The following is a 26,231-nucleotide window of genomic DNA, read 5'->3' on the forward strand; positions in this document are numbered from 1 at the left end:
CAGCCCCCTCACCCCCTTGCGGGCCGGGTGAGGTTGCCGCATCGTCGCTTCCGCGCCCCCGTCCGTCAGCGTTTCCCCGAGCAGAGGTGTTGCCCGATGCCCATGCAGTCCTGGTTCTCCGAAGCGAAGCTCGGAATCTTCGTCCACTACGGCATCTACGCCGTCGACGGGGTGCCCGAGTCCTGGGCCTTCTACACGGGACAGGTGTCGCACGCGCAGTACATGAAGCAACTCGACGGTTTCACCGCGTCACAGTACGAACCGCGGGACTGGGCGGCACTCTTCGCGCGTGCGGGTGCGCGCTACGCCGTGCTGACGACACGTCACCACGATGGCGTGGCCCTGTGGGACACCGAGTGCGGAGACCTGGACGTCGTCCGGCGCACGCCCGCCGGACGCGACCTGGTCGGACCGTACGCCGCGGCGCTGCGCGAGCAGGGGCTGAAGGTCGGCATGTACTACTCGCACTCCGACTGGAACCATCCCGACTATGCGAGCGTCCTGCACCCCAGCCCCTCCCCCGATCACGAGGACGTGCTGACCAGCCCATGGGTCGCACCCTCCGCAGGCGTGGAGGACCCGGGTGCCTGGAGCCGGTATCTCGCCTACCGCGACGGCCAGGTCGGCGAACTGGTCGACCGCTACCGCCCGGATCTCCTCTGGTTCGACGGCGAGTGGGAACGCGCCGAGGAACAGTGGGGCACGGACGCGCTGGCCGCCCGCATATTCCGCGGTGATCCGCGCACGGTGTGCAATGCCCGGTTGACCGGTCACGGGGACTACGCCACCCCGGAGCAGGGGGTGCCGCTGCGGGCCCCGGACGGCCCGTGGGAGCTGTGCCTCACGGTGAACGACTCCTGGGGGTTCCAGCCCGGCGACACGAACCACAAGTCGGTGCGGCAGCTGGTGCGCTACTTCGCGGAGACGATCGGGACCGGCGGCAACCTGCTGCTCGGGGTGGGCCCGCGGGAGGACGGCACCATCCCGGACGAACAGGCGGCGCGCCTGGAAGGGCTGGGCACCTGGATCGCGGCGCACCGCGACGCGGTCTACGGAACCGTCGCGGGCCTTCCGGCCGGGCACCACTACGGGCCGAGCACCCTGTCCGCCGACCGCCGCACCCTCTACCTCGTCTGCTTCGACCCGCCACGCGAGCACGTGGGTGTGCGGGGGCTGCGCAGCCGCGTGCGGCGGGTATCGGTCGTCGGCACGGGTACGCCTCTCGCACACCGCGTCGTCGGCGGGCTGCACGATGTGCCGGGCGTCACCTGGATCGACGCTCCGGCCGCGCGGGACGTCGACGAGTACGCCACCGTGCTCGCACTTGAACTCGACGGTGAACTCGAGGTCTACCGTGGCACAGGGCGTATCTGAATCAGCGTCAGGCGGCGCCCCGCCCCGTCCTGGCGCTCGACGATCGACCTCCTTCGCGGACGCGCCGACGGCCGCGTCGGGCGGGCCGCTGAACGGCGGCCCGCCCGACGCGGCTCACGGGGTCACTCAGCCTGCCTGCCGCACCCCTGTCACGGGTTCACGCCGCGACGAGCCGGCGAGCGAACGCCCGATCTGCGCAGCGTCCGTTCCTGGCGGTGGCGGCAGGCACGTGGGCAACATCGTCCTCCTCCTCATCCATCAGCAACTCGATCAGGGACGAGCGAGCCCGGGCAACGCGGGAGCGTACGGTCCCGATAGGGCAACCGACGGCCTCAGCAGCCTCGGCGTACGGCAACCCGAGAATCTGTGTGAGGACGAACGCGTCCCGGCGCTCGGCCGGGATCGACGAGAGCAGTTCCATCAGCGCGACGCCCTCCTCGAAACCGGGCAGGTCGCTCGGCTGCGCCTGTTCGGCCGCACTCTGCCAGTCACGGCGATCCGCGAGTCTGGGCCGGGAGGATGCGCGCCGGTAGGTGTCGACCACGGTGCGGCGAGCGATCGAGAGCAGCCAGGTGCGGGCTGACGATCGGCCCTCGAACGTGGGCAGGCTGATGAACGCCCGGAGGAAGACGTCCTGCGTCAGGTCGTCGGCCGCCTCGATGTCGGCGCTGAGATAGGCGACGTACCGCCACACGTCGCGGTGCAGCGCGCGCACGAAGAGGTCGGCTTTCCCTGGATCGCCGTTCCGAGTCGCGAGAGCGAGGCGCGTGGTCGCTTCGTCCGAGGCCGGCGTATGCCGATCCGTCGCACGGATCGATGGGTTCTGGGCATGGGTCATCGCCACAAGGTCCTTACGGGCAGGAGATGTCCGGCAGCGGGCCGGAATTGAGTACGGGCTGCCGCAAGTCAGCGCCGATGCCCGAGGCGCTGCACAGTTCGCTACGCGCTCGGGGAACCCTGCTGTCGTCAGGCGACAGCTGTTCCCCGCGGCGGACCTCGTGAGGTGATGCTGTGGACGATGAGCAGCTGCCGCAGCGCCCGGACGGTACGTGTACGGCGCACTCGTGGGCGGGGGCGTCGCGGCGGTGACGAGAGCCGAAGAAGGAGCCGGAACGGCGTCCAGAGGCGACCTGCGAAGGCGCGCAGCACGCGGAAGACAGCACGCTCCCCGTACGCGAGCCACAGGCCGCACAGGACAGCGGCCAGCAGGTGGGCCGCGAGCATTCCGGTCGGTGACATGGCAGTCATCTCGTGACCACCGTGCACGGCCGAGGCGACGGTCGTGGACGCGTCAACGGTCATGCCGTGCATCGCATGGTGACCCGCGCCGCCGGCCCCGGCCGGAACGGTACCGGGCGGTGGTTGGGACATGAGGCCGCCCAGTCCGGCGTCCGTGACGATTCTTTTCGCGTCCCCGTCGGAGAGAGTGGTCGCTCCGTCTCCGCAGAGGAGCCGTTCGGCCCATTCCCGGGCATAGGACGCACTGGCATCAGGGCGTGACTCGGCAAGGGACTGGGTCAGGGTGAACCCGGTGTGAAGGGCGGTCTGAGCTGCGACTGCGGCCGAAGTGACAGCCAGCAGACCTCGTTCATGTCCTGCGAAGGCCCAGGCCACCGCGGTCGTGACGACCAGAGCAAGAGCGAGCGCCGAGCCGGATACCGGGGCGCCTGACATGAGGACGTGCCCCGTCGCCGCGAGCAGCACGCAGACGGCTGCGAACATCGCAGCCCGCACCGCTCGGGATCCGTGGCCTGCTTTCATGGCGGCCCCCATCCTTCCACCGGGGCTCGTGGCGGCGCAGCCGGGTACCGGGATGGGGCTGCTCCCCGTTCGGCGACCGGGCGAGGCCGTGTCGGCCGTTGCGATGACTTGAGACTGTCAAGCGGTCGACACCACGTCGTTCCCGATGCCGTGACCCCGCCGACCACGCTTCGGCCCGTGGTCCGCCGGCGTATTCCCCTCGCATCCCGCGAGCGGAAAGTTTCGACGCGTATCGACGCGTTCTCTCAGATATGAGGAATGCGAAGCAGTGAGACGCGAACCGAGGTCCGGGCAGCCACACCCCCTGCACACACGCGGACAACAGTCCGATCATCGTCTTCCCTGACACGAACAGTGCCGTTACCCTCCACCGTGAGGAGCTTGCCGGCCGAAAACTCCGCCCGGGTTGTCACTATCAGCTCCGTAACAGCAACAGGAAAGGCAGAGTTGCGTTATGGCGAATTCCGGTAGATCTGCGACGAGTTCTTCGCGGAGCACCGTGGAACGCGGTCGTTTCGACTGGACGGCATTACGCGCCGATCTCCGAGGGGCGCTACCCGACGCGTCACTGGCCTTGGTGATCACCGCGCTGGTCTACTGGCTGCTCTACGTCCGTATCGAGAACGGCACTTCGGCGACCATAAAGATCATGCCGATGCTTGAGGACGCCGATGAGTTCTGGATGTACTGGATGTGCCAGGCATTCGGCTGGTCAGCAATGCTCTGGGCTTATGTCACGGTGATATTCGGGTTGTTGCGCTCCGGACCGAGACCTCGTGGGAGCTGGCTGTCCGCGGCGAGACTGGAGAAATGGCACCGGACCACGAGCCTCACGACCATCGGTCTGATGTTCATGCATGCGCTCTTCTTCTTCACCGAACAGATACGGACCAATCAGGATCAGTGGTCCCTCGGGCGTAGCGTGTGGACCGCGTTCGTCGACGTGTTCGTACCCGGCGGTTACGCCACCGGCACCGGTCGAGTCGCCATCCTGGTGGGCTTGCTGGCCTTCTACCTTGCCATCCCCCTGGGGTTCGCCTTCTATCTGCGTCACAGCACCGGATCACGTGTGTGGCTGGCTCTGCACCGCTTCGCCATCGTGGTCTACATCCTCAGCGCCTGGCACACCCTGCTCTACACCACTCAGGGATGGTTCGACGGCCCGTTCCGCACGATGCTGTGGGTGCTGCAGATTCCTCTCGCTCTTCTCCTCCTGGCTCGCCTGATGGCACCCGCCCGCCGGAGCGAACGCCTCACCTCGCGTGGTCCCCGGCATCGCGACGTCGCGCTGCCGATCAGCGCCCGGCTGTTCGGCAGGATCATCGCGGCGGCCACGGTCCTGGCGCTTGCAGCTGTCGTCGTCACGGGCATCGACGGCGGACGCTCCCCGGAGGACGCACCTCTCGCACCCTGGCCCGGCAAATGGGTGATCTGGGCGGGACTGGTGCTGTTCGTCCTGGCCGTGGTCGCCACGGTGATCAGAGTCAGGCACCGGTCCCTCCGCTCGACTCCAGCCGGAACCTCTGACGAAAGCCGACCGGCCGGCTCCGGCCCGGCGTGAGCGCGACCCGTACGGCTCCTTCGTTGACACAGCGGAACGACACCCCGTGTCAGCCGAGCGGAGCCTGTGACGCTGTTCACCCGATGGCCGGGGAACTTCGGGCACGGCGCCTCCGACTTCTGGACTACCACGAGCTGTTCACCTTTCACAGCTCGCGCAGAAGACGTGGAGGAACGCTCTGTGGATCAGACCGCCGGCCCCGCACTCCGGACGACGATCGTCCGCTTCGTCCCACCCCCTGCCCTGTGGGGATTCCTCTTGCTCGTCGGCATGCTCTTCGTGGGTGCTTACGCCGTAGGGGCAGCGGTCGGGCCGGTCTCGCCCGGCATGCACGGCCCCGCTGTCATCGGCGGCTCGCCGGGCGGCGACAGCGATGAGGACATGCCCATGCAGCACGGAGGCGGGCACTGATGGCCACGAATACGGCGGCCCCAGCAATCGTCACGGACATCGCCGTCCAAGGCATGACCTGTGCGGCATGTGTCAGCCGGGTCGAACGCACACTGGGGAAGCTGGAGGGCGTTACGGCGGAAGTGAACCTGGCCACGGGCAGGGCCAGGGTCAGCCACCCCGGCGCGGTCACCGCCGGTGACCTGACGGCGGCCGTGGAGGCCGCCGGATACACGGCGCACCTGGTGATCCCTTCGGCAGGGAGAGCGTCCGAGCGAACCGAGGACTCCGCGGAGACCGAAGTCCGCCAGGAGCGCGGGCGACTCGTCGTCACCGCGGTGCTGTCCGTCCCCGTACTCGTGCTGTCGATGGTTCCCGCCTTGCAGTTCGACAACTGGCAGTGGCTGTGCTTCGTGCTCACGGCACCGGTCGCCACTGCGGGTGCGTGGCCCTTCCACCGCAGAGCGCTGAGCGGCCTGCGCCACGGCAATGCGACCATGGACACCCTGGTCTCCCTCGGTGTGGTGGCTTCCTTCTGCTGGTCGGCGTACGCGCTGTTCCTGGGCGGCGCCGGCGAACCGGGCATGCGCATGCCCTTCAGCCTCCTGCCCTCCGCCTCCGAGGGGGTGGCTCACGTCTATCTCGAAGCCACCGTGGGCGTACCGCTGTTCGTCCTGGCGGGCCGGTTCCTGGAGGGCCGGGCGCGGCGCGGGACCGGGGCGGCGCTGCGTTCGCTCGCGCATCTCGTCGCGAAGGAGGTGACGGTCCGCCGCCAGGGCGCGGACGAGCTGCTGCCGATCGAACAGCTGCGGGTGGGCGATATGTTCGTGGTCCGTCCCGGTGAACGCGTGGCCACCGACGGGGAGGTGACCGAGGGCAGCTCCGCCGTCGATCTGTCCCTCGTCACCGGCGAGTCCGAGCCCGTCGAGGTCGCCCCGGGAGCGACTGTGACCGGCGGGTCCGTCAACGTGGGTGGGCTCCTCCTGGTCCGCGCCACAGCGGTCGGCGCCGACACCCAGCTCGCCCGCATCACGAAGCTGGTGACGGACGCCCAGGCGGGCAAGGCGCGGGCGCAGCGGCTGGCCGACACGGTCGCGGGCTTCTTCGTCCCGGTCGTCCTGGCCCTGGCCGGTACGACGCTCGGCTTCTGGCTCGGCGCCGACGCGGAACCACAGGCGGCGATCACCGCGGCCGTGGCGGTCCTCGTCGTCGCCTGCCCCTGTGCCCTGGGGCTGGCGACGCCCACGGCGCTGATGGCGGCCACGGGCCGGGGCGCCCGGCTGGGCGTCCTCGTGAGCGGTCCGTCGGCGCTGGAAGGGCTTCAGCACATCGACACCGTCATCCTGGACAAGACCGGAACCCTCACCTCGGGACACATGAGTGTGGGACGGGTCACCGGAGTCCCCGACGGACTGGATGTGAACCAAGCCGTCCGGTTGGCGGGCGCTGTGGAGCAGGGCTCGGAACACCCCCTGGGCCGAGCAATCACCACACATGCTCGGCGCGCTACGGGCGATACCCCGCTGCCCGCCGTATCCGCATTCCGCGCCGCCGCGGGACAGGGCGTGAGCGGGCAGGTGGACGGACGCACCGTGGAAGTGATCGCGCCCGACGGCGCGATCCTGCCCGCATCTCTGCGGGCCGCCTGGGAACGGTCGGACGAAGCGGCTCGTACCGGTGTCCTGGTCCGCGTGGACGGCACGGCAGCGGCCCTCATCGAGGTGTCGGACCTCGTACGTCCCGGCAGCTACCGTGCCGTCGACCGACTCCGCAGGCTCGGGGTGAGGCCCGTGCTCGCCACCGGCGACCGGACCACCGTCGCGCGGGCGGTCGCGGAGGACCTCGGCATCGCGGAGGTCCACGCCCGCTGCACACCGCAGGACAAGGCCGAGCTGGTGCGCAGACTGCGGGCCGAGGGCAGGCGCGTCGCCGTCGTCGGAGACGGCGTCAACGACGCCGCCGCGCTCGCCGGCGCGGACCTGGGCATCGCGATGGGCACCGGGACCGACGTGGCGATCGGTGCGGCCGACGTCACCCTCGTACGCAGCGACATCGAGGCTCTCGCGGATGCGATCCGACTGGCCCGCCACACCCTTGGGACCATCCGCGTCAACCTGGTGTGGGCATTCGGCTACAACGCCGTGACCATGCCGCTGGCCATGGTCGGCCTGCTCAACCCCATGGTGGCCGCCGTCGCCATGTCCCTCAGCTCGGTGCTCGTCGTGGCCAACAGTCTGCGATTGCGCACCTGGCAGCCGTCACCGTCGCTGCGGTCCCGGTCAGCGGTATGAAGCCTCCGGTGACGGGTCCGGCCGACACTGCCGCAGCCGCCGAAGCGGCCTCATCCCCCTCCCCCTCCTCGACGGAGCACGTGCACATGAAGAATCTCTACCGGCGTCCGGACCTCCGTCGCATACGGGAGGCGCTCGGTACGGGCGCGGTCGCCGCAGTCGCCTCCGTCGTCGCCGTCAGCGGCCTCGCCGCGTGGGCTGCCGCCGGTTTCGCGGGCAGCCCGGCGCGCGTCGAGGTGCAGGAGTCCCGGGTACTGCTTCCGGTGATCCCCGGACGTCCCACCAACGCCTACTTCCGGCTCGTGAACACCGGTGGGGCACCGGACCGGCTCCGGTCGGTCTCCTCGCCCTCCGTCGTGTCGGGCATCGAACTGACCACGCATCGCATGAACGCGGCGTCCGGGGCCTATCGCGAACGGACGGAGACCGTCAGCGTTCCGGCGTACGGAGAAGCCGACATGTCTCCTTCCGGAGCGGCTGTGACCCTTCCCGCCGGGAAGACATGGCGCCCCGGGGACCGCATCACGTTCGTCCTCGACTTCGAGCACACCGGCCGCGTCACCGTCCGGGCCGTCGTCCGACCGGTCACGCTGGGAACCACGGGAACCGCCTCGTGAGGCCTTGCCCGGATCGCCCCGGCGTCGGTCTCCCGGCACTACGAGTGCACCGTGCCGACGGGCCGGTCGGTGGGCGGGCCGTGAACCGCGCACGCGCACAAGGTGTCCGCGGTGTCACTCCTCGGTCCATGGGTGCGCTCGGACGCCGGCGGCGACTTCCACCCCTCGTCCGTCGCACGCGATCGGTTTTTCTCGGCCACGCCGGGAACCCGAGCCAAGGCCGGTTCGACTCTTGATACGAAGCGGCCGATGAACTGAAGCGGCCGCAGGAGGACGTGTGGATGGGTCACCTGATTCCTTCTTCACGTCAGCAGGGCTGGGAGGAATTCGTCATGCAGTCGACCAGTGAGCAGTTCGCCGCGATACGAGAGGAATTCGGCCCGGATTCGCTTGCACGGGTGGAAGAGATGATGGCGCCGGGAGGCTTGCCCAGACATCCGCTGCAGGCGGGCGCAAAGTGGATCCTGCCGGGAATATCGCAGAGGCCTTGGCACGATCCGAGGAGCGATCCGGCGATCGCATCACTTGTCGACGCCTTGGAGGGAGCCCACAGTTCGATCAAGGCGGAACACGAAAGTGCCTGGCAGACGAAGCGTGAGATGTTCTCCGCCTACGAGCACTACTTGACACACCAGGACAATTGGCAGTCCCTGTACTTGTACCGGGACGGGGACCTCATCCAGGATGCCGCCGGGACCGCACCCACCGCATTCGACATCATCAAGGACGTCGCCGTCGGCGATGAACTCATCTGCCCTTTGCTGGAGAGCCACTTCTCGACTCTGTTGCCGGGTTCCCGCATCGCTCCGCACTGCGATCTGTGGAACTTCAGCATCAACCTTCACTTCGCTGTCGACATTCCGGCCGACTGCGACATCACCGTTGCCGGCGAGATGCGCGCCTGGGAGGAGGGCCGCTGCCTGCTTTTCGACTATTCCTTTGAACATCACGCGGAGAACCGCTCGGCTCGCCCACGCACCTGTCTCCTGATCGATCTCTGGCACCCGAAGGCGACCGTTCCCGAGCGGCAGGCGCTGACTGTCCTCGTGACCGAGGTACGGAAACTGCTCACAGACATGTGACCCCGAAGGGCGTTCCGCCGGGCGGAACGGTGGCGAGCCGGCTCCACCGCCGCTGAAACGGGCACCGTACGGACCTTCGGCGCTCGGCTCCGGCCGCGCCGGACCGCCGCAGAGCACCGCACCGTTCGCCATGTCGCCCGCGGACATCCACCGATCACCCACCACCGTCGGTCCTGGCCCCGGGCCGGGCCAGGTCTGGCCTGTCCGCGGAGTTCAGCTCCAGGCCGTGCGCGTATCGCCACACCCTCCATCGCGATCATCGACCCGAGAGGAACGATCATGTCCACGACCGCAGCCGAGTCAACGGCGGTACGTCGACGCCTCGGCCTTCCCGTGGTCGTCCTCGCACTGGCCCAGCTCGTCATCTCGCTCGACTACAGCATCGTCTACGTGGCCCTGCCGGAGATAGGCGCCGGACTCGGATTCTCCGACCACGACCTCCAGTGGGTGGTCAGCGCCTACGTCGTGACCACCGGAGGCTTTCTGCTGCTCGGCGGACGCGCGGCGGATCTGCTGGGCCGCCGCCGGATGTTCGTCCTCGCCACGGCGATATACGCGCTCTCGTCGCTGGTCGGCGGCCTCGCCACCTCGCCCGGTGTCCTGCTCGCCGTCCGCGCGGCCCAGGGGATCGGCGGCTCCCTCGAAGCACAGTCCGCCCGCTCCGGCCGCGCCCCAGACCGCGAGCGCCCGGTTGCGCACCGGGCCTTCCTCGTAGGTCGTATTGATGAGCGACAGGGTTGCCGGGAACAGCACCATCGTCCACAACGGCGCGGCGGTCGGCATCGTCCGTGACTACACCGCACTCCGCCCGGCCAACACCGACTCCACCCGTGACCTGCTCCGGCTGGCCGCCCCGCGCCGCGTACCCGTGCACTACGTCTCCACTCTCTCGGTCGGCCCGCCCCGCGCGCTGCGCGAGGAGTTCACGGAGACGTTCCTCCCCGCCCACCAAGGGCTGCGCTACGGCTACCAGCAGAGCAAGTGGGCCGCCGAACGCCTGGTGGAACAGGCGGCCGAGCGCGGCCTGCCCGTCACCGTGCACCGGCTCGGCCGCGTCGTCGGCCCGATCGAAACAGGCACGGTCAACCGCCAGGACTTCCTGTGGACCGTCCTGCGCGCCGAGGTGCCTGCGGGCCTCGTGCCCGACCTCTTCGCGGAGGAGTCCTGGACCCCGGCCGACCGGGTCGCGGCCGAGATCGTGACGGCAGGACCCGGCACCCGCCACCCCGCCGCGGCGGTTCATCACCACGCTGGAACCCCGGTGCGCCAGAAGGACCTGCACCGCTGGTTGCCCGAGTACGACCCTGCCCCTGCGCACCTGGCGGGAGCGGATACCTCAGGACACCGAGGATGCCGCAGCGGTCCTCGCCTTCTTCGGCTCCCTGCCACAGGTCCCGGACGGGGCGGACGGAGACCTCGCACCGGCGACCGTACGGTCGGACAACGTACGCAAGAGCCTCGCGGCGGCGGACGGCCCCGTACCGCCCGCCCATCCGGTCATCGACCGGGCCGCCTTCTTCCGGCAACTGGACCACTGCGTCGCCCGCGGCGGCCTGCCCGCCCCCGCCGGCCCGGCCGCAGACAGCTCGCAGGAGTGGGGAACTCACTCCAAGAGCCGTCCGACTCCTGATACGAACCCCGGCCGACGGCCGGCCTCAAGCTAGGAGCACACATGTCCACCAAGCGGCTCGCCGCCCTCGCAGTGACAGCCGTCGTCAGCCTCGCGACCGCCGGATGCGGGGACTCGTCGGACAGGAAGACGACGGCCGAGAAGCCCGCCTCCTCCTCGGCCGCCGGATACCCGGTGACGCTGGAGAACTGCGGAGTGAAGCAGACCTTCACCAAGGCCCCCAGCAGAGTCGTGGTCATGAACGGCGCCTCGGTCGCCGAGGTCTCCACGCTGCTGGCCCTCGGTCTCAAGGACCGCATCGTCGTCAACCAGCAGACCTACGGCATGTCCGAAGTCCCGGGCCGGGCCGATGAGATCAAGTCCCTGCCCAAGGGTGACATCAAGCTCAACGACGCCTTCGACATCCCCCGCGAGGCGATGCTCAGCCAGCGGCCCGATCTGGTCCTGTCCACCACGGCGTACGGCTTCGACGCCAAGAACGGCTTCGCCACCCGCGACCAGCTCAAGGACGTGGGCGCCAACACGTACATCTCACCGCAGGGCTGCGACCAGGACACGTCCAAGATGGCCATCGAGGACAGTCGTACCCTGCTCCGCGACATGGGCAAGGTCTTCGGCGTCGGCGACCGCGCCGAGAAACTCATCGCCGAGTCCGACCGGCGCATCGCCCAGGTCGCGGAGAAGGTCAAGGGCGAGAAGAAGCCCGACGTCATGGTTCTGTTCTCCAACATGACCATGGGCGGCAACGACTTCAGCTCCGTCGTCGCCAAGGGCATCTACAACGACATCCTCGCCGAGGCGGGCGGGACCAACGTCTTCGAGAACGCATCCAAGGGTTCCTTCGCCGACCTGAGCAAGGAGAAGGTCGCCGCCGCCGACGTGGACGCCCTCGTCGTCATCAGCTACAACGACCCCGACCCGACGGCCTATGCCAAGAAACTGCTCAAGGAGTTCCCCCAGTGGCCGGCGGCGAAGAACGACGCGTACGTGGTGCTGTCCGACTCGATCTACCTCGGCCCCAGCAACGAGGTGGCGGTGGAGAAGATCGCCAAGACGCTCCACCCCGACGCGCTCTGACCGGGCCCCGGCTCTCCCTGGGCGTCGCCGTCCTGCTCGCCGCACTGATCGCCGCCATGATCACGGCGATCAGCATCGGCGCGGTGACCATACCGGTGGCGGACGTCTGGAACATCGTGGTCCATCACCTGACGGGCCGCGGCGCCACCGACGATCCGGCACTGGACCAGATCGTGTGGAACTTCCGCACGCCGCGGGTCCTGCTCGCGGCCCTCGCGGGCGCCGGCCTGGCAGTGGCCGGCGCCGTTCTCCAGACACTGGTGGCCAACCCGCTGGCCGACCCCACCGTGCTCGGCTTCTCCTACGGAGCCTCCTTCGGGGCGGTCCTGGTCATCACCCTCGGCGGGATCGGCATCGGCGGCGTGGGCGTGGCGGGAGCGGCCTTTCTCGGCGCTCTCGCCACCGGAGCGGTGGTGTTCGCCCTGGGCCGCCGGCGCGGACGCCTGGCGCCCACCCGTCTCGTTCTCGCGGGCGTGGCGGTGGGCTACGTCCTGCTCTCCGCGACCAGCTTCGTCCAGCTCTGGGCGACGCCCACCGAGTTGCGCACGGTGATGTTCTGGATGCTCGGCAGCGTCGCCGGCGCCCAGTGGGACCAACTGCCCGTGGTCGCGACGATCGTCCTGACCTGCACCGCCCTGCTCGGCCTGTTCGAACGGCAGCTCAACGCCGTCCTCGCGGGCGACGAATCCGCCACCGCGCTCGGCGTGGACGTCAACCGCCTGCGCGCCGTCCTGCTGGTCATCACCGCACTGCTCACGGGCTCGGTCATCGCGGTGGCCGGCGGCATCGGCTTCGTCGGGCTCATGATCCCGCACCTCGTCCGCCTCACCGTCGGCGCCGACCATCGGCGGCTCCTCCCGCTCACCGCGCTGCTCGGAGCCGTCTACCTCGTCCTCGTCGACCTCCTCTCCCGCACCCTCATCCGCCCGAACGAACTGCCGCTCGGCATCCTCACCGCCCTGCTCGGCGCCCCGTTCTTCGTCTGGCTGCTCCGCCGCAACAAGGGCTTGGACACCGTATGAAGCTCACCGTCGACCAGGTCCACGTCGCACTGGAGGGCACCCCCGTCCTCCACGGAGTCGACCTGGAGGTCCCGCCCGGAAGCGTCGTCGGACTCGTCGGCCCCAACGGCAGCGGCAAATCCACCCTCCTCCGTACCGTCTACCGGTCGTTGCGCCCCGCCCGAGGAGTCGTCAGGGTCGGCGAGGACGACGTCTGGCGCCTCGCGCCACGCGTCGCCGCCCGCCGCACCGCCGCCGTCCTCCAGGACCCGGCGGGCAGCACAGGCGGCCTGTCCGTGACGGAGATCGTGGAACTCGGCCGGACCCCGCACCACGGGCTGATCGGCCGCGAGGGACCCGACGACCGTCGCACCGTCGCCGACGCGATCGACCGCTGCGGCATCCGCCCCTTCGCCACGAGGGACTACGCCTCCCTCTCCGGAGGCGAACGCCAACGCGTCCTCCTCGCCCGCGCCCTGGCCCAGGAGCCGCGCCTGCTGGTCCTGGACGAGCTGACCAACCACCTCGACATCCGCGCCCGCTTCGAGCTCCTCGACCTCATCCGCTCCACCGGCGTCAGCACCCTCGCCGTCCTCCACGACCTCGACCTCGCCGCCCGCCTCTGCGACCTGATCGTCGTCCTCGACCACGGCAGAGCGGTCGCGGCCGGACCCGTGCTCGACGTCCTCACTCCGGACGTGATGCGCGAGGTCTTCGGCGTCGAGGCCTCCACGACTCGGCACGACGACGGCGTCGTCCGGATCGCGTATGCCGCCCGTCCCTTGGCGAATGCCGAAGATCGCACGTTCACTGAGGCCTCGTTCTCCGGGAGCTGACCAACTGGGCCTTCGGTGAACCGGGGACGATGCGCCCCGGCCGACGTGTCACCCTGGAGGACGCGTCCCCTCGGGCCTGGCTCACCGCTCTGATGCCGCGGGAACTGCGAACCGGGCCGTGCATCCGCGTCTGCACCGTTCGCACTTAACGGCGGTACGTCTCCAGCAGCCGCAGCCAGACCTCGCTGATCGTCGGGTACGCGGGCACCGCGTGCCAGAGCCGCTCGATCGGCACCTCGCCGGCCACCGCGACCGTCGCCGAGTGCAGCAGTTCGCCGATGCCCGGTCCGACGAAGGTGACGCCGAGCAGGACTTCGCGGTCCAGATCGACGACCATCCTAGCCCGGCCCTTGTACCCCTGGGCGTAGAGGCCTGACCCAGCGACCGAGGCCAGGTCGTAGTCGACGGCGCGGACCCGGTGGCCCGCCGCTTCCGCCTCCGCGAGGGTGAGGCCGACCGAGGCGGCCTCCGGATCGGTGAACACGACCTGGGGGACGGCCGCGTGGTCGGCGGTGGCCGCGTGCGCGCCCCAGCGGTCCGTCTCCAGCAGGGGCGCTTCCTGAGCGCGGGCCGCGATCGCGGCTCCCGCGATGCGGGCTTGGTACTTGCCCTGGTGGGTCAGGAGCGCGCGGTGGTTGACGTCGCCGACCGCGTACAGCCAGTCGCTGCCCTCCACACGGCAGCTGTCGTCGACGGCGAGCCAGGAACCGGGCTTCAGCCCCACCGTGTCGAGGCCGAGATCGTCCGTACGCGGCGCCCGGCCGGTGGCGAAGAGGATCTCGTCGGTCTCCAGCCGTTCCCCGTTGTCCAGTTCGACGGTGACCGGACCGTCGTGGCCCGCCCTGCGCACCTCCGTGGCCGACACTCCGGTCAGGATCCGCGCGCCGGCCTCGGTCAGTGCCTCGGCGACCAGTTCGCCCGCGAAGGGCTCCATCTTGGGAAGCAGACGCTTCCCACGGATCAGCATCGTCACCTCAGCGCCGAGCCCCTGCCAGACGGTGGCCATCTCCACCCCGACCACTCCGCCGCCCACGACGACGAGCCGGCCCGGGACCTCCTTGGCGCTGGTCGCCTCGCGGCTGGTCCACGGCTTGACGTCCGCGATACCGGGCAGGGCGGGAACGACGGCCCGGCTCCCGGTGCAGACGGCGACGGCGTGCCGCGCGGTGAGGTGCCGCACCGACCCGTCGGCCGCCGTCACGGACACCTGACGGGCTCCCGTCAGCCGGCCCGTGCCACGGTAGATGTCCGCGCCGATGCCCTCCAGCCAGCCGACCTGGCCGTCGTCCTTCCAGTGGGAGGTCTGCTCGTCGCGGTAGGCGAGTACGGCATCCGCGTCGAGCGGCCCCCGGACCGCGCCGCTCAGCCCGGGTACCCGGCGCGCGTCGGCACGTGCGACGACCGGGCGCAGCAGTGCCTTGCTGGGCATGCACGCCCAGTACGAACACTCACCGCCGATGAGTTCGGACTCGATCACCGCGGCGCTCAGCCCGGCCGCCCTGGCACGGTCCACCACGTTCTCCCCCACCGGGCCCGCCCCGATGACAACGACGTCGTATTCACTGCTCCGCACACCATCGATATCAATCATGGGAACAGTGTCCTCGTGGGTGTGCGGCGCGGCCACATGGGCAGGCGGAATAGCGCACGTGACATCACCGTTGTGCCGGACACGTCCGAACGGTCCCAGGAAGAGGTAAGAGAGTATGAGCACCGTAGAGCTCACCAAGGAAAACTTCGATCAGGTCGTGAGCGACAACGAATTCCTGCTGATCGACTTCTGGGCTTCCTGGTGCGGTCCGTGCCGGCAGTTCGCCCCGGTCTACGACTCGGCGTCCGAGCGTCACCCCGATCTGGTCTTCGCCAAGGTCGACACGGAGGCGCAGCAGGAACTGGCGGCCGCCTTCGAGATCCGGTCCATTCCCACGCTGATGATCGTCCGTGACAACGTGGCGGTCTTCTCCCAGCCCGGAGCGCTCCCCGAGGCGGCGCTCGAGGATGTCATCGGCCAGGCACGCAACCTGGACATGGACGAGGTACGCAAGTCCGTCGAGGAGCAGAAGCAGACCCAGGCACCGCAGGAGCAGCAGTAGTCCCTCCGGACGTGTGGCAGACGTGATGAGGGCCCGGCCGTTTCCCGTTTCGGCCGGGCCTTCGTCATGGGGCGGAGGCGCCTGGGACGTCGGCTTCCCCGGCGCCCGTCCGACGCGCTTCCCGGCCGTTGTCCGACTCCGTGGTCCCGGTGCCGCCGATGCGCTCGGCGATCCTGACCGTGAGGCCGTAGTCCAGCTCCGAGCCGTCCACCAGCAGGGCCTCCACCGTGTGCGAGGCAGGGTCGATGTCCGCCTCCATGCCGTCCCCTGCGTAGCGCGGGTAGCCCGAGGTCCCGGTGTCCCCGGTGGCTGCCACGACCGCGGAGCGGATGGCGGTGCCCGGCTCGGGTGCCCCGGTGGCGGACTCCTCCGGTTCCGGGAACAGCAGGATCTCGTAGTTCTGCGGATGGCTCATGCCGACGACGCTAGACACCCACCGCCTGCCCCGCATGTCGCGACACCCGATCGACCCGGGTCAGCTCGATTCGCGGGGCACCGCCGTGGCCCGGAGCAGGTAGTGACGCTCCGGCGCGCCGCCGGGGTTCTGCACCAGCCGGTCGATCATCTCGGCCGGCGGCTGCGTGGTGGCCAGTTCCATGGTGACGCTGCTGAGCCGGGGCCGCAGGAGCCTGCCGAGCATCAGGTCGTCGGCGCCGATCAGCGCCGTCTCGGCCGGTATCCCGATCCCGGCGTCCTGGAGCGCTCTCATCAGCAGCATGGCGTATTCGTCGTTGTACGCGAACACGGCGTCCAGGCCGAGCGACCGCCACCGCGCGGCCAGGTCCTCGGCCGATTCCTCCTCGTACCGCAGGGCCAGCGGCTGGATGCGGGCGTGTGCTTCCGACTGCTCCACGGCGTGCACCGCTCCGGCCAGGCGTGGTTCGGCGAACAGGCCGAGACCGGGTTCCTGGGGCATGACCACCCCGATCCTGCGTCGCCCACGGGAGAGCAGATGCCGGACCGCGCTGCCACCGACCTCGCGCTGGTCCATGACGAGGGCGTGCGCGCCGTCCACCGGCTTCGGGCCCAGCGTGATCACGGCCTTGGCACCGGAGCGGGTGAGCACTCCGATGCCGTACGGGGTGAGGTCGATGCCGCCGGGCGACACGACGGCGACGGGGCGGAGTTCCGCCCAGGCCCTGGCCGCTTCGTCGCCGTCGAGCCCGACGCTGCCGTACTGCACCACGGTGTAGTCGAGGCGGCGCAGGTCGGATTCGAGCCCGCTGAAGAACCGTTGGTACAAGGTTCCCGCCAGGGCCGGCGCGGTAGGCAGCAGCACCATTCTGGTGTGACCGGCCCGAAGGCTCCGGGCCGCCGCGTGCGGGACGTAGCCGAGGTCGGCGGCGGCTTCCCTGACCCGGCGACGAGTGGATTCGCTGATCCGCACGGTCGAGTTGTTGTTCAGTACGTAGGACACGGTGGCCCGGGACACTCCGGCGAGCCGCGCGACATCGGCGCTGGTCGGTACGGAGATGGCGGCGGGCGGCTCAGGTAACTGGCTCATGGCGTCCGGCAGTCTTCCAGACCCTGTCGGCCTGCCTTCGGGCCGGGGCACCGTAAGGCGTCCCATGATCGGGATCCGGCGGCGACACGCCCGGAACCGTGCGCGGAAGAAGGAGGTGATCATGAGAGGGAGCCCGCGGCCCGTTTCGCCCACCCGCTCCACGGACCGGCCTGTACACGTCCTACGGTGTTGCGATGACGTTCCAGCACAGCAACCACAGCAGCGACAGCACGACGGACTTTCCCGGCCGCAGCGGTCCGGCCGCGACCGCGGAGGCCGAACCCCACGATGTGGGGCCCGTCAGAACGTCGTACGCCCCCGACCGCGACGGCGATCCGGACCCCGGCGAGATCGTCTGGACCTGGGTCCCGTTCGAGGAGAACGACGGACGGGGCAAGGACCGGCCGGTTCTCGTCGTGGCCCGGGAGGAAAGGGGCACCCTCCTCGCCGTGCAGCTGTCCAGCAAGCAGCACGACGGGGACCACGAGTGGGTGTCTCTGGGCGCGGGTCCCTGGGACAGCTCAGGTCGGCCGTCCTGGGTGGATCTGGACCGGGTGCTCCGGGTGCACGAGGACGGGATGCGGCGCGAGGCCTGTGCGCTGGACCGGGGCAGGTTCGACCGGGTCGTGGAGCGCCTGCGGGAGCGCTACGGCTGGCGCTGACCGCGGAACGCACGGGTGAAGGCCGCGCGGACGGCGGAGTCGGGATCGCGGTCCGGAACGCCGAAGACGATCTGCTCGAAGTGGCCCGCGAACCGCCCGCCGTCGGTGAGCAGGGCGCGGAACACGCCGGCCACGTCCGCCGGGTCGTTCATGAAGACGCCGCAGCCCCACGCGCCCAGAACCAGCCGGCGGTAGCCACGGACGGCGGCGACCTCGAGCACGCGTTCGGCGCGGCTCGCCAGTGCGGCGGGTATCCGCGGGACCAGGTCCGGGTCGCGCCTGCGGATGACTCCGGCGTTGGGTGCCGGCGAGGTGAGGAATCCGGTGGTGTACGGGGATTCCAGCAGCCTCCCCCGGTCGTCACGGAAGACCGGTACGCCTGGTGAGTGGATGACCCGGTCGGTGTAGAAGGCGCTGCGTTCGGCACGGTGGTGCGCGTAGAACTCGGGCGAGCGCAGCAGCGTGGCATGGAGCGCGGAGCCGCGGCACAAGGACTCCTCCTGTGCCTGCGCGCCGTTCAGGTAGCCGCCGCCCGGGTTGCGGGCGGAGGCGTAGTTCAGGACGGCGACCCCGGCCGCCGATTCGCCCGTCATCCGGCGTGCCGCCTGCAGGCTCGTCTCGTCCGTCACCTCGGTGACCGGTCTGCGGTCGGTGTCCAGGACGGCCACCGGCACGGGCTCGGGGCCGTACAGCCGGGTGCCGGAGAGCGCGGTGCTCAGCGCACGCTCGATGGACACCTCGCGCCCCTCCGGCGTGCGGTACCGCCCGGCCAGGACGATGGACTCGGTCTCTCGCGCGATGCCGCGCAGCCGTGCGCTCATGGGCGCTCCCCCCGTGTGGTGCATACGGGGCATGCTGGACGCCCCGGCGGCATGGACGCAACCGCTTTTCCGTCGCACAGGGGCACCCTTGTGCGAACTCGCGGTAAGGGTTTGGGTGGGAAGCAAGCACCCGAAGAGGAGGCCCAGCATGCCCCCGGACACTCTCGGCCAGCACGGCCCGCCCGTCGATGTGACGCCCCTGGGCGAGGACGAGGCGGAGGATCTGCTTCGCGGCATATGTTTCAAGACGGGACCGCCCCGGACGGTCGGTGTGGAGCTGGAATGGCTCATTCACGACCTGGAACATCCCGAGGTCGCTGTCTCCCACGATCGTCTTCGCGCCGCGGCCGAGGCCGTGCGCGCGACCGAACTGGACGCTTCCCTGACCTTCGAACCGGGTGGTCAGCTGGAGCTCAGCTCCCAGCCCGCGAGTTCCCTGATGGCGTGCATCGATGCCACGGACGCCGATCTGGCCTCCGTACGCGACACGCTCGGCCGGGCCGGGCTGTCCCTGGCGGGCATCGGCGTGGATCCGTGGCATCAGCCCCGTCGTCTGCTCCGGGAACCGCGCTACGACGCCATGGAAGCCGCACTCGACCGGTCGGGCACCGCCGGCCGCGCCATGATGTGCACTTCCGCCTCCGTCCAGGTCTGCCTGGACGCCGGTGAGGAGGAGCCGGGTCCGCTGGGCTACGGGCGGCGCTGGCAGCTCGGGCATCTGCTCGGCGCGGTGCTGGTGGCGGCCTTCGCCAATTCACCGTACCGGCAGGGGCGGCGCACCGGCTGGCGGTCGACGCGGCAGAGGTTGTGGGCCGATCTCGACCCGGCCAGGTCGCTCGCACCGCAGAACCGCCTCGCGCCCCGGGACGCCTGGGCCGCGCATGTGCTCGCCACGCCGGTGATGTGCGTGCGGAGCGAGGACGGCCCCTGGGACGTACCGGAGGGTCTGACGTTCCGGGACTGGATCCGTGGAGGGGGGCCGAGGCCGCCGGTGCGGGCCGACCTCGACTATCACCTCACCACGCTGTTCCCCCCGATACGCCCGCGCGGGCATCTGGAACTACGCATGATCGACGCCCAGTCAGGCACCGACGGCTGGCTGGTGCCCCTGGCCGTCGCCACCGCCCTGTTCGACGACCCGGAGGCGGCAGAAACCGTGTACCGCACCGTGAAACCGCTGGCCGAGAGCGCGGGCCTGTCGGCCGCGCCCCGCAACCCGCTCTGGACGGCCGCCGCCCGTGACGGGCTGAGCGATCCGGAGCTGGGCGCGGCGGCAGCGGTCTGCTTCAGGGCCGCGTTGGACGCGCTTCCCAGGATGGGGGCGAGCGACCACGTCCTCGCGACGGTCGCCGCCTTCGACGAGCGCTATGTGGCCAGAGGCCGATGTCCGGCCGATGATCTTCCCGACCCGGCACAGGCGCCGCACGGAAAGGGCTTGGCCCGATGACCGACACTCCCGCTCCGCACACCGGCCCGGAACTCGACGCGGAGACGCTGCGCGGGCGTGCCCTGGCCGCGCTCCTGACCGCCCGTGAGCGCACCGCCCTGCTCACCGACAGCGTCGACGACCACGAGCTCACCGCGCAGCACTCCCCTCTGATGTCACCCCTGGTCTGGGACCTGGCGCACATCGGGAACCAGGAGGAGCTGTGGCTGCTCCGGGCCGTGGGCGGCCGTGAGGCGATCCGCCCCGAGATCGACGGGCTGTACGACGCCTTCGAGCATCCCCGGGCCAGCCGGCCCTCGCTCCCCCTGCTGGCGCCCGCGGAGGCGAGGACGTACGCCGCCGACGTACGCGGCAGGGCACTGGACATCCTCGGCGGCGCTCCGCTGCACGGCGGGGGACCACCGCTGGAGAGGGCTGGATTCGCCTTCGGCATGGTCGCCCAGCACGAACAGCAGCACGACGAGACGATGTTGATCACCCATCAGCTGCGTTCGGGGCCGGCGGTGCTCAGCGCGCCGGAGCCGCCGGAGCCCGAGCGCGCCACGCTGCCCGCCGAGGCCCTGGTCCCCGGAGGCCCCTTCACCATGGGGACCTCCACCGAGCCCTGGGCACTGGACAACGAACGGCCCGCGCACCGGCGCGACGTGGCGGCGTTCCACATCGACACCGCCCCGGTCACCTGTGGCGCCTACCGGCGTTTCATCGAGGACGGCGGCTACGCGGAAGAACGCTGGTGGGCACCCGAGGGCTGGGCGATGGTCCGGGAGCACGGCCTGACCGCCCCCCTGTTCTGGCACCGGGACGCCGGGCAGTGGCTGCGGCGGCGCTTCGGCGTGACCGAGCCCGTACCGGCGGAGGAACCGGTGCTCCACGTCAGCTGGTACGAGGCGGACGCGTACGCCCGCTGGGCGGGCCGGCGCCTGCCGACCGAGCCGGAATGGGAGAAGGCCGCCCGTCACGACCCCGCCTCGGGGCGGTCCCTGCGCTACCCCTGGGGCGACGAGGACCCGACACCCGAGCGGGCCAATCTGGGCCAGCGGCACCTGCGGCCCGCCGCCGCGGGCGCGTACCCGGCCGGCCGCTCCCCGGCGGGCGCCGGCCAGCTGATCGGCGATGTGTGGGAGTGGACGTCGAGCGACTTCCTGCCCTATCCCGGATTCGTCGCGTTCCCGTACCGCGAGTACTCGGAGGTGTTCTTCGGCCCCGGTCACAAGGTGCTGCGCGGTGGTTCGTTCGCCGTGGATCCGGTGGCCTGCCGCGGCACGTTCCGCAACTGGGACCTCCCCGTGCGGCGCCAGATCTTCTCCGGCTTCCGCACGGCGAGGGATGCCTGATGTGCCGTCATATCGCTTACGTGGGGACGCCGGTGGCGTTGGGTGATGTGCTGGTCTCGCCCCCTCACGGGCTCGTACGCCAGTCCTGGGAGCCCCGGCGCCAGCGGTACGGCACCGTCAACGCCGACGGGTTCGGGGTCGGCTGGTATGCGGCCGGGGACCCCGTGCCGGGCCGCTACCGCCGCACCGGGCCGGTCTGGGGCGATGAGACCTTCGCCGACCTGGCCCGCGTGGTGCGCAGCACCGCGCTGCTCGCCGCGGTCCGCGACGCGACGTTCGCGGGGGCGGACGGGGAGGCCGCCGCCGCGCCCTTCACCGAGGGAAGCATGCTGTTCAGCCACAACGGTGCGGTCCGCGGCTGGCCCGGCTCCCTCGCGCCGCTGGCCGGAGGGCTGCCGCCCGAGAGGCTGCTCTCCCTGGCGGCACGGAGCGATTCGGCGCTGCTCTGGGCGCTGGTCCTCCACCGGACCGCGCAGGGTGACGCGATAGCGCGGGCGGTCGCCGACACGGTGCGCGACGTCGGCGCCGCCGCCCCCGGGTCACGCCTCAATCTGCTGCTCACCGACGGCACCACCATCGTGGCGACCACGTGGGGCGACTCCCTCTGGTATCTCCATGAACCGGGCCACCGCACGGTGGTGGCCTCGGAGCCGTACGACGACGATCCGTACTGGCGTGAGGTCCCGGACCGCACGCTGCTGGCCGCGACGCGCACCGATGTCCTGCTGACCCCGCTCAAGGAGCCCACCGCGTGAGTCCCTTCCAGCTGACCCGCACCCTGCCCGCGGACGCGACGGACGCGGCGCTGCGCGCCGATGTGCTGAGTGGTCTGACGCGGCACCCGAAGACGCTGCCACCCAAATGGTTCTACGACGCGCGCGGCAGTGACCTCTTCGAGGAGATCACCCGGCTGGCGGAGTACTACCCGACGCGTGCCGAACGGGAGATCCTGATCACCCGAGCCCGTGACATCGCCGCGGCCTCCGGCGCGCGGACCCTGATCGAGCTGGGGTCGGGCTCCTCCGAGAAGACCAGGCACCTGCTGGACGCGCTGCCGGCGCTGCACACGTACGTGCCGGTGGATGTCAGCGAGAGCGCACTCGCGGGTGCGGCCGAGGCGCTGCTGGCCGAACGGCCTGGGCTCACCGTGCACGCGCTCGTCGCCGACTTCACGCATGTGCTGGAGCTGCCCGAGAGCCCCGGACCACGGCTCGTGGCCTTCCTCGGCGGGACGCTGGGCAATCTTCTCCCGGAGGAGCGCGCGGAGTTCCTGCGGTCCGTACGGGCGCGGCTCACACCTGGGGACGGACTGCTGCTCGGTACGGACCTGGTCAAGGACGAGGCGACCCTCGTGGCGGCGTACGACGACGCGGCCGGGGTGACGGCCGCCTTCAACAAGAACGTGCTGGCGGTGGTGAACCGTGAGCTGGGGGCGGACTTCCCGCTCGACGACTTCCGTCATGTGGCCCTCTGGGATCCGGACCACGAGTGGATCGAGATGCGGTTGCGCGCCCGCCGCGCACTCACGGTCAAGGTCAGGGAGCTGGACCTCGTGGTGCAGTTCGAGGAGGGCGAGGAACTGCGCACGGAGATCTCGGCGAAGTTCCGCGAGGAGACGGTGCGCGACGAGCTGGCAGCGGCCGGCCTGCGGCTGGATCAGTGGTGGACGGACGCGGCGGGCAGGTTCGCGCTGTCGCTGGCCACGGCGGACTGAGCCGCGCGGGCCAGTGCCCGCCGGTCGGGCTCACCCTCCACGAGGACCGGTGGCAGGATCCGGATCTCGGCGGTGAGCCCGGCGGCGGTCACCACGCGCCACAGCGAGGCGGCGAGCGGGTCGTCACCGACGAACGCGGCGGCTCCCGCCGTGTCCGTCCGCGTCGTCCGGTAGCTGATGCGGACCGGGCGGACGGCGGCACCGGCGTCGATCGCCGCCTGGAAGGCGGCGGGCCGGTAGGTGCCGCCGCCGCTCCGGCCGCACCACGTGCTGCCCTGCGGGAACACCGCGACCCGTGATCCGGAGGCCAGTGCTCCGGCGACGGTCCGCACCGCGTGCGGCAGGGCCCGCAGCCGGTCCCGCTCGATGAACAGCGTGCCGCCGAGCGCCGCGAGCGGTCCGAGCACCGGCCAGTTCCGTATCTCGCTCTTGGCGACCATCCGGGCCGGGAGCACCGCGGCCACGAGCGGGATGTCCAGCCATGAGACGTGATGGGCCACCACGAGCTCACCCTCCGGTGGCCGGGTCCGTTCCACCGGGCACCCGGTGACCCGTATGCGTACGCCGAAGGCCCGCACCACCCCGTACGCCCACCGGCGGGTCAGCCGGTCGCGGTACGACGGTGCCAGGAGCAGCACCACGGGCACGCACAGCACCCCGAGGAAGGTGAGGGCGCACCCGGCGAGCAGCAGGGCCGCGGCGGGCAGAGGCGCACGTGTGGCGCCCTCGTGGTGTGCGCAGTCGCGCGGGGTGCAGGGGGCGACGGGCAGCCAGGCACTCATCGGAGCGGCGCCAGCGAGAGGAAGTGGCGCAGGTAGCGCGGGTCGGTGCGGTGCATCGACAGCAGGACGTAGAGGTCCGCGACGCCGAAGTCCGGGTCGTGGGCCGGGGCTCCGCAGACCCAGGCGCCGAGGCGCAGGTAGCCACGCAGCAGCGGCGGCAGTCCGGCGCGGCCGCCCGCGCCGCCGCCGGGGTGCCCGGTGGTGTCCCAGAGGCGATGGGGCGTGACCCAGTACTCCTCGGGCGCCAGGTTGTGGGTCCGTACGGTGTCCCAGGTCCTGGCGGCCAGGGCCCCTCCGTCCGCCAGGGGTACGGAGCAGCAGCCTGCCAGCCAGGTGTGGCCGGTGCGCTCCATGTAGCGGGCGAGTCCGGCCCAGATCAGCGCGATGACGGCACCGTCGCGGTGGGCGGGGTGGACGCAGGACCTCCCCACCTCGACGAGGTCGTGGCGGATCGGGCTGAGCCGGCCGAGGTCGAACTCGCTCTCCGCGTAGAGTCCGCCCGCGAGCCTGGCCCCTTCGGGCGGCAGCAGCCGGTAGGTGGCGACCACCTCTCCGGTGGCCACCTCGCGCACCAGCAGATGGTCGCAGTACGCGTCGAAGGCATCGCTGTCCAGGCCGGGTTCGGCGCTGTCGAGCCGGGCGCCGAGTTCTCCGGCGAAGACCATGTGGCGCAGACGCTGGGCGGCGCGTACGTCGTCCTGGCAGGTGGCCAGAGCGACGCGGTATCCCGAGGGAGGGGCGGCAGCGGCCGGACGCGGCGCGGGAACGCCGAGGGATGCGGGAGCGGGGGAGGCGGGCAGCACGGTCATGGCAGTCTCCGGGGACGGATCAGCGGGTGCGGCTGCCGGGCTGTCGCGGAAGTACGACGGCCCGGCCCCCTACTTCTTCCGTGACCGGCTGGATTCGACGTGACCGCTGTGGAGCGAAGGGATGTGCGACGGCTGAATCCCCGGGTGGTGTGCCGGCAACCCCGCCCCGTTCCGGTCAGCCGGTGATCAGCTCGGAGGTGATGCGGTCGGACGCCTTCTTGGCCTCTTCCGCCGGATCACCGCCCTCCAGCACCGCTGTCATGTACGGCTCGAGCGGATTGTCCGCCTCGACGTCCGGCCAGTGGGGCGAGTTGGGTGTGGCGCGGCCCTCGGTGGGGCCTTCCGCCATCGCGGAGGTTCCTTCCTGGGCTTCGACGACCCCCGCATGGGCGGGCTTGTCGGCCGATGCCGCCCCACGGCGCGACGACATGACAGAACCCGCGTGGGGGATGCGGGCGGCGCTCGCACGGGCGTAGGGACCGGAGTTCGGTATGGACCACTAGGCGGGTCACGTCTCGCGGCCGGCGGTCGCGCAAGGAAGCGGATACCTCGCGCTCCGACGCGGTGTGAGGCACCGTGGAACCACGAAAGGAGACATGAGATGTCTAATCACACCTATCGGGTCACCGAGATCGTAGGAACCTCCGAAAAGGGCCTTGACGCGGCGATCCGGAACGGCGTCGCGAGAGCCTCCGAAACGTTGCACAATCTCGACTGGTTCGAGATGACGCAGGTCCGCGGCCATATCGAGGACGGTCGCATCGCCCACTACCAGGTGGGGCTCAAAGTGGGTTTCCGGCTCGACGAGAACGCCTGACCGGCTACGCCGGTCCGGACGGGGGCCGTGCCCGGCCCACTCAGGTACGCCCCTCGCGCTCCTGAGCGTCCTTCAGCGACGGCGGGGCGACGGCCCACCGGGCGCGTACGACCGTGAAGCCGGCCTGTTCGGCCGCATCACACACCAGCTCGTCGTCATCGACGAGAACGCGCACCTCGCGGTCCCGGCCCAGTCGTTCCAGGATCTCCAGCTTGGTACGACGGGCCGGCCGCCGGTCGGCGTCGCGCCGCATGTGGACGCTGCCCTTCGGCAGCCCATGCCGTTGCAGCCAGGCCAGGGTGTCCCTGCGGCACCTCTCGGGTCGGCCGGTCAGATACACGATCTCGCATTCCTCGGCACTCGTCAGGAGCAGGCCCACACCCTCCTCCAGCGGCGGATCGTGGGGCGCCGCAGAGAAGAACCTGTCCCAGTCGCGTCGCGAGCCCTCCAGGAAGTGCTGCCGGTGGCCGCTGTCGGCGAGCGTGCCGTCAAGGTCGAATACGGCCAGCGGCCGGGTGTCGTCTCTCACGGCGCCCACCCTAGACCCGGACTTCGCGGGTCACCGTTTCAGGTCTGTGGCCAGCGGGTTTGTCCGATGTCGGTATCGAGGAGATCGAGGAGGTGGAGT

General features: G+C 70.6%; 26 protein-coding genes and 2 pseudogenes. 18 read left to right on the plus strand and 10 right to left on the minus strand.

Annotated elements, in window-relative coordinates; genetic code table 11:
* Positions 1–96 precede the first annotated feature (96 nt).
* The gene (locus ACFYQ5_RS25225) at positions 97–1,374 is read left to right on the plus strand and encodes an alpha-L-fucosidase (protein ID WP_389200637.1); all 1,278 of its coding nucleotides are present in this window, start codon (positions 97–99) and stop codon (positions 1,372–1,374) included.
* Between the two features lie 157 nt (positions 1,375–1,531).
* On the opposite strand, the gene ACFYQ5_RS25230 is transcribed toward ACFYQ5_RS25225, so the two are convergent.
* Both ACFYQ5_RS25230 and ACFYQ5_RS25235 read right to left on the minus strand, forming a co-directional pair.
* The gene (locus ACFYQ5_RS25230) at positions 1,532–2,212 is read right to left on the minus strand and encodes a sigma-70 family RNA polymerase sigma factor (RefSeq protein WP_389200639.1); all 681 of its coding nucleotides are present in this window, start codon (positions 2,210–2,212) and stop codon (positions 1,532–1,534) included.
* Positions 2,213–2,340: 128 nt separating this feature from the next.
* The gene (locus ACFYQ5_RS25235) at positions 2,341–3,135 is read right to left on the minus strand and encodes a hypothetical protein (protein WP_389200641.1); all 795 of its coding nucleotides are present in this window, start codon (positions 3,133–3,135) and stop codon (positions 2,341–2,343) included.
* 499 nt (positions 3,136–3,634) lie between these two features.
* On the opposite strand from ACFYQ5_RS25235, the gene ACFYQ5_RS25240 reads away from it, so the two are divergent.
* From ACFYQ5_RS25240 to ACFYQ5_RS25285, 10 genes and pseudogenes are all read left to right on the plus strand, one after another.
* Positions 3,635–4,696: a ferric reductase-like transmembrane domain-containing protein gene (locus ACFYQ5_RS25240; protein WP_389200643.1), complete on the plus strand. Its 1,062-nt coding sequence runs from the start codon at positions 3,635–3,637 to the stop codon at positions 4,694–4,696.
* 180 nt (positions 4,697–4,876) lie between these two features.
* The gene (locus ACFYQ5_RS25245) at positions 4,877–5,107 is read left to right on the plus strand and encodes a hypothetical protein (protein WP_389200644.1); all 231 of its coding nucleotides are present in this window, start codon (positions 4,877–4,879) and stop codon (positions 5,105–5,107) included.
* On the plus strand, positions 5,107–7,377 hold the full coding sequence (locus tag ACFYQ5_RS25250) for a heavy metal translocating P-type ATPase (protein WP_389200646.1): 2,271 nt from the start codon (positions 5,107–5,109) through the stop codon (positions 7,375–7,377). The genes ACFYQ5_RS25245 and ACFYQ5_RS25250 overlap by 1 nt, the downstream gene beginning before the upstream one ends.
* A gap of 86 nt (positions 7,378–7,463) precedes the next feature.
* Positions 7,464–7,994, plus strand: a complete 531-nt coding sequence (locus ACFYQ5_RS25255) for a copper chaperone PCu(A)C (protein ID WP_389200648.1) — start codon at positions 7,464–7,466, stop codon at positions 7,992–7,994.
* A gap of 332 nt (positions 7,995–8,326) precedes the next feature.
* Positions 8,327–9,076 carry an aspartyl/asparaginyl beta-hydroxylase domain-containing protein gene (locus ACFYQ5_RS25260; RefSeq protein WP_389200694.1) on the plus strand — a complete coding sequence of 250 codons (750 nt, stop codon included), beginning with the start codon at positions 8,327–8,329 and terminating at the stop codon, positions 9,074–9,076.
* A 279-nt stretch (positions 9,077–9,355) separates the two neighbouring features.
* Positions 9,356–9,718 (plus strand): annotated as a pseudogene (locus tag ACFYQ5_RS25265) (MFS transporter); the annotation flags it as partial.
* Positions 9,719–9,800: 82 nt separating this feature from the next.
* Positions 9,801–10,706, plus strand: coding sequence for an SDR family oxidoreductase (locus tag ACFYQ5_RS25270; protein ID WP_389200650.1), 906 nt, complete (start codon positions 9,801–9,803; stop codon positions 10,704–10,706).
* A 42-nt stretch (positions 10,707–10,748) separates the two neighbouring features.
* Positions 10,749–11,783: an ABC transporter substrate-binding protein gene (locus ACFYQ5_RS25275; protein WP_389200652.1), complete on the plus strand. Its 1,035-nt coding sequence runs from the start codon at positions 10,749–10,751 to the stop codon at positions 11,781–11,783.
* A gap of 56 nt (positions 11,784–11,839) precedes the next feature.
* Positions 11,840–12,805, plus strand: coding sequence for a FecCD family ABC transporter permease (locus ACFYQ5_RS25280; protein ID WP_389200654.1), 966 nt, complete (start codon positions 11,840–11,842; stop codon positions 12,803–12,805).
* Positions 12,802–13,620, plus strand: coding sequence for an ABC transporter ATP-binding protein (locus tag ACFYQ5_RS25285; protein ID WP_389200656.1), 819 nt, complete (start codon positions 12,802–12,804; stop codon positions 13,618–13,620). Before ACFYQ5_RS25280 ends, ACFYQ5_RS25285 begins: the two co-directional genes overlap by 4 nt.
* 145 nt (positions 13,621–13,765) lie before the next feature.
* Here ACFYQ5_RS25285 and ACFYQ5_RS25290 read toward each other — a convergent pair whose 3' ends face one another.
* Complete coding sequence (locus tag ACFYQ5_RS25290) at positions 13,766–15,211, minus strand: dihydrolipoyl dehydrogenase family protein (RefSeq protein WP_389200658.1); 1,446 nt, start codon at positions 15,209–15,211, stop codon at positions 13,766–13,768.
* Between the two features lie 115 nt (positions 15,212–15,326).
* Between ACFYQ5_RS25290 and trxA the strand changes: the two genes are divergently transcribed.
* Positions 15,327–15,713, plus strand: coding sequence for a thioredoxin (gene trxA / locus ACFYQ5_RS25295; protein WP_389200660.1), 387 nt, complete (start codon positions 15,327–15,329; stop codon positions 15,711–15,713).
* Between the two features lie 64 nt (positions 15,714–15,777).
* Here trxA and ACFYQ5_RS25300 read toward each other — a convergent pair whose 3' ends face one another.
* Positions 15,778–16,128: a hypothetical protein gene (locus ACFYQ5_RS25300; protein WP_389200662.1), complete on the minus strand. Its 351-nt coding sequence runs from the start codon at positions 16,126–16,128 to the stop codon at positions 15,778–15,780.
* Positions 16,129–16,188: 60 nt separating this feature from the next.
* Entirely contained in the window at positions 16,189–17,217 is a 1,029-nt protein-coding gene (locus tag ACFYQ5_RS25305; RefSeq protein ID WP_389200663.1) for a LacI family DNA-binding transcriptional regulator, read from the minus strand.
* Between the two features lie 194 nt (positions 17,218–17,411).
* Here ACFYQ5_RS25305 and ACFYQ5_RS25310 point away from each other — a divergent pair, with 194 nt between their 5' ends.
* Positions 17,412–17,879 carry a type II toxin-antitoxin system PemK/MazF family toxin gene (locus ACFYQ5_RS25310; protein WP_389200665.1) on the plus strand — a complete coding sequence of 156 codons (468 nt, stop codon included), beginning with the start codon at positions 17,412–17,414 and terminating at the stop codon, positions 17,877–17,879.
* On the opposite strand, the gene ACFYQ5_RS25315 is transcribed toward ACFYQ5_RS25310, so the two are convergent.
* Complete coding sequence (locus tag ACFYQ5_RS25315; RefSeq protein ID WP_389200667.1) at positions 17,864–18,700, minus strand: TIGR02452 family protein; 837 nt, start codon at positions 18,698–18,700, stop codon at positions 17,864–17,866. The genes ACFYQ5_RS25310 and ACFYQ5_RS25315 overlap by 16 nt on opposite strands.
* Positions 18,701–18,848: 148 nt before the next feature.
* On the opposite strand from ACFYQ5_RS25315, the gene egtA reads away from it, so the two are divergent.
* The 4 genes from egtA to egtD are packed head-to-tail and all read left to right on the plus strand — an operon-like array spanning position 18,849 to position 23,195.
* Positions 18,849–20,147 (plus strand): ergothioneine biosynthesis glutamate--cysteine ligase EgtA, encoded by a 1,299-nt coding sequence (gene egtA / locus ACFYQ5_RS25320; RefSeq protein WP_389200669.1) that lies wholly within the window; start codon positions 18,849–18,851, stop codon positions 20,145–20,147.
* Positions 20,144–21,481: an ergothioneine biosynthesis protein EgtB gene (gene egtB, locus ACFYQ5_RS25325; protein WP_389200671.1), complete on the plus strand. Its 1,338-nt coding sequence runs from the start codon at positions 20,144–20,146 to the stop codon at positions 21,479–21,481. Before egtA ends, egtB begins: the two co-directional genes overlap by 4 nt.
* The gene (gene egtC / locus ACFYQ5_RS25330; RefSeq protein WP_389200672.1) at positions 21,481–22,236 is read left to right on the plus strand and encodes an ergothioneine biosynthesis protein EgtC; all 756 of its coding nucleotides are present in this window, start codon (positions 21,481–21,483) and stop codon (positions 22,234–22,236) included. Before egtB ends, egtC begins: the two co-directional genes overlap by 1 nt.
* Positions 22,233–23,195 carry an L-histidine N(alpha)-methyltransferase gene (egtD, locus tag ACFYQ5_RS25335; protein ID WP_389200674.1) on the plus strand — a complete coding sequence of 321 codons (963 nt, stop codon included), beginning with the start codon at positions 22,233–22,235 and terminating at the stop codon, positions 23,193–23,195. Before egtC ends, egtD begins: the two co-directional genes overlap by 4 nt.
* On the opposite strand, the gene ACFYQ5_RS25340 is transcribed toward egtD, so the two are convergent.
* From ACFYQ5_RS25340 to ACFYQ5_RS25350, 3 genes and pseudogenes are all read right to left on the minus strand, one after another.
* Positions 23,138–23,977 (minus strand): lysophospholipid acyltransferase family protein, encoded by an 840-nt coding sequence (locus ACFYQ5_RS25340; RefSeq protein WP_389200676.1) that lies wholly within the window; start codon positions 23,975–23,977, stop codon positions 23,138–23,140. The two genes, egtD and ACFYQ5_RS25340, sit on opposite strands and share 58 nt — an antisense overlap.
* A complete protein-coding gene (locus ACFYQ5_RS25345; protein ID WP_389200678.1) occupies positions 23,974–24,786 on the minus strand; it encodes a GNAT family N-acetyltransferase in 813 nt (270 codons plus the stop codon). Before ACFYQ5_RS25345 ends, ACFYQ5_RS25340 begins: the two co-directional genes overlap by 4 nt.
* 175 nt (positions 24,787–24,961) lie before the next feature.
* Positions 24,962–25,186 (minus strand): annotated as a pseudogene (locus ACFYQ5_RS25350) (sugar transporter); the annotation flags it as partial.
* A gap of 201 nt (positions 25,187–25,387) precedes the next feature.
* On the opposite strand from ACFYQ5_RS25350, the gene ACFYQ5_RS25355 reads away from it, so the two are divergent.
* Positions 25,388–25,603: a dodecin gene (locus tag ACFYQ5_RS25355; protein WP_389200680.1), complete on the plus strand. Its 216-nt coding sequence runs from the start codon at positions 25,388–25,390 to the stop codon at positions 25,601–25,603.
* A gap of 40 nt (positions 25,604–25,643) precedes the next feature.
* On the opposite strand, the gene ACFYQ5_RS25360 is transcribed toward ACFYQ5_RS25355, so the two are convergent.
* Positions 25,644–26,132 (minus strand): hypothetical protein, encoded by a 489-nt coding sequence (locus tag ACFYQ5_RS25360; RefSeq protein ID WP_389200682.1) that lies wholly within the window; start codon positions 26,130–26,132, stop codon positions 25,644–25,646.
* Positions 26,133–26,231 lie beyond the last annotated feature (99 nt).

It is taken from the genome of Streptomyces sp. NPDC005794 (genome assembly GCF_042871445.1).
Classification (GTDB): Bacteria; Actinomycetota; Actinomycetes; order Streptomycetales; family Streptomycetaceae; genus Streptomyces.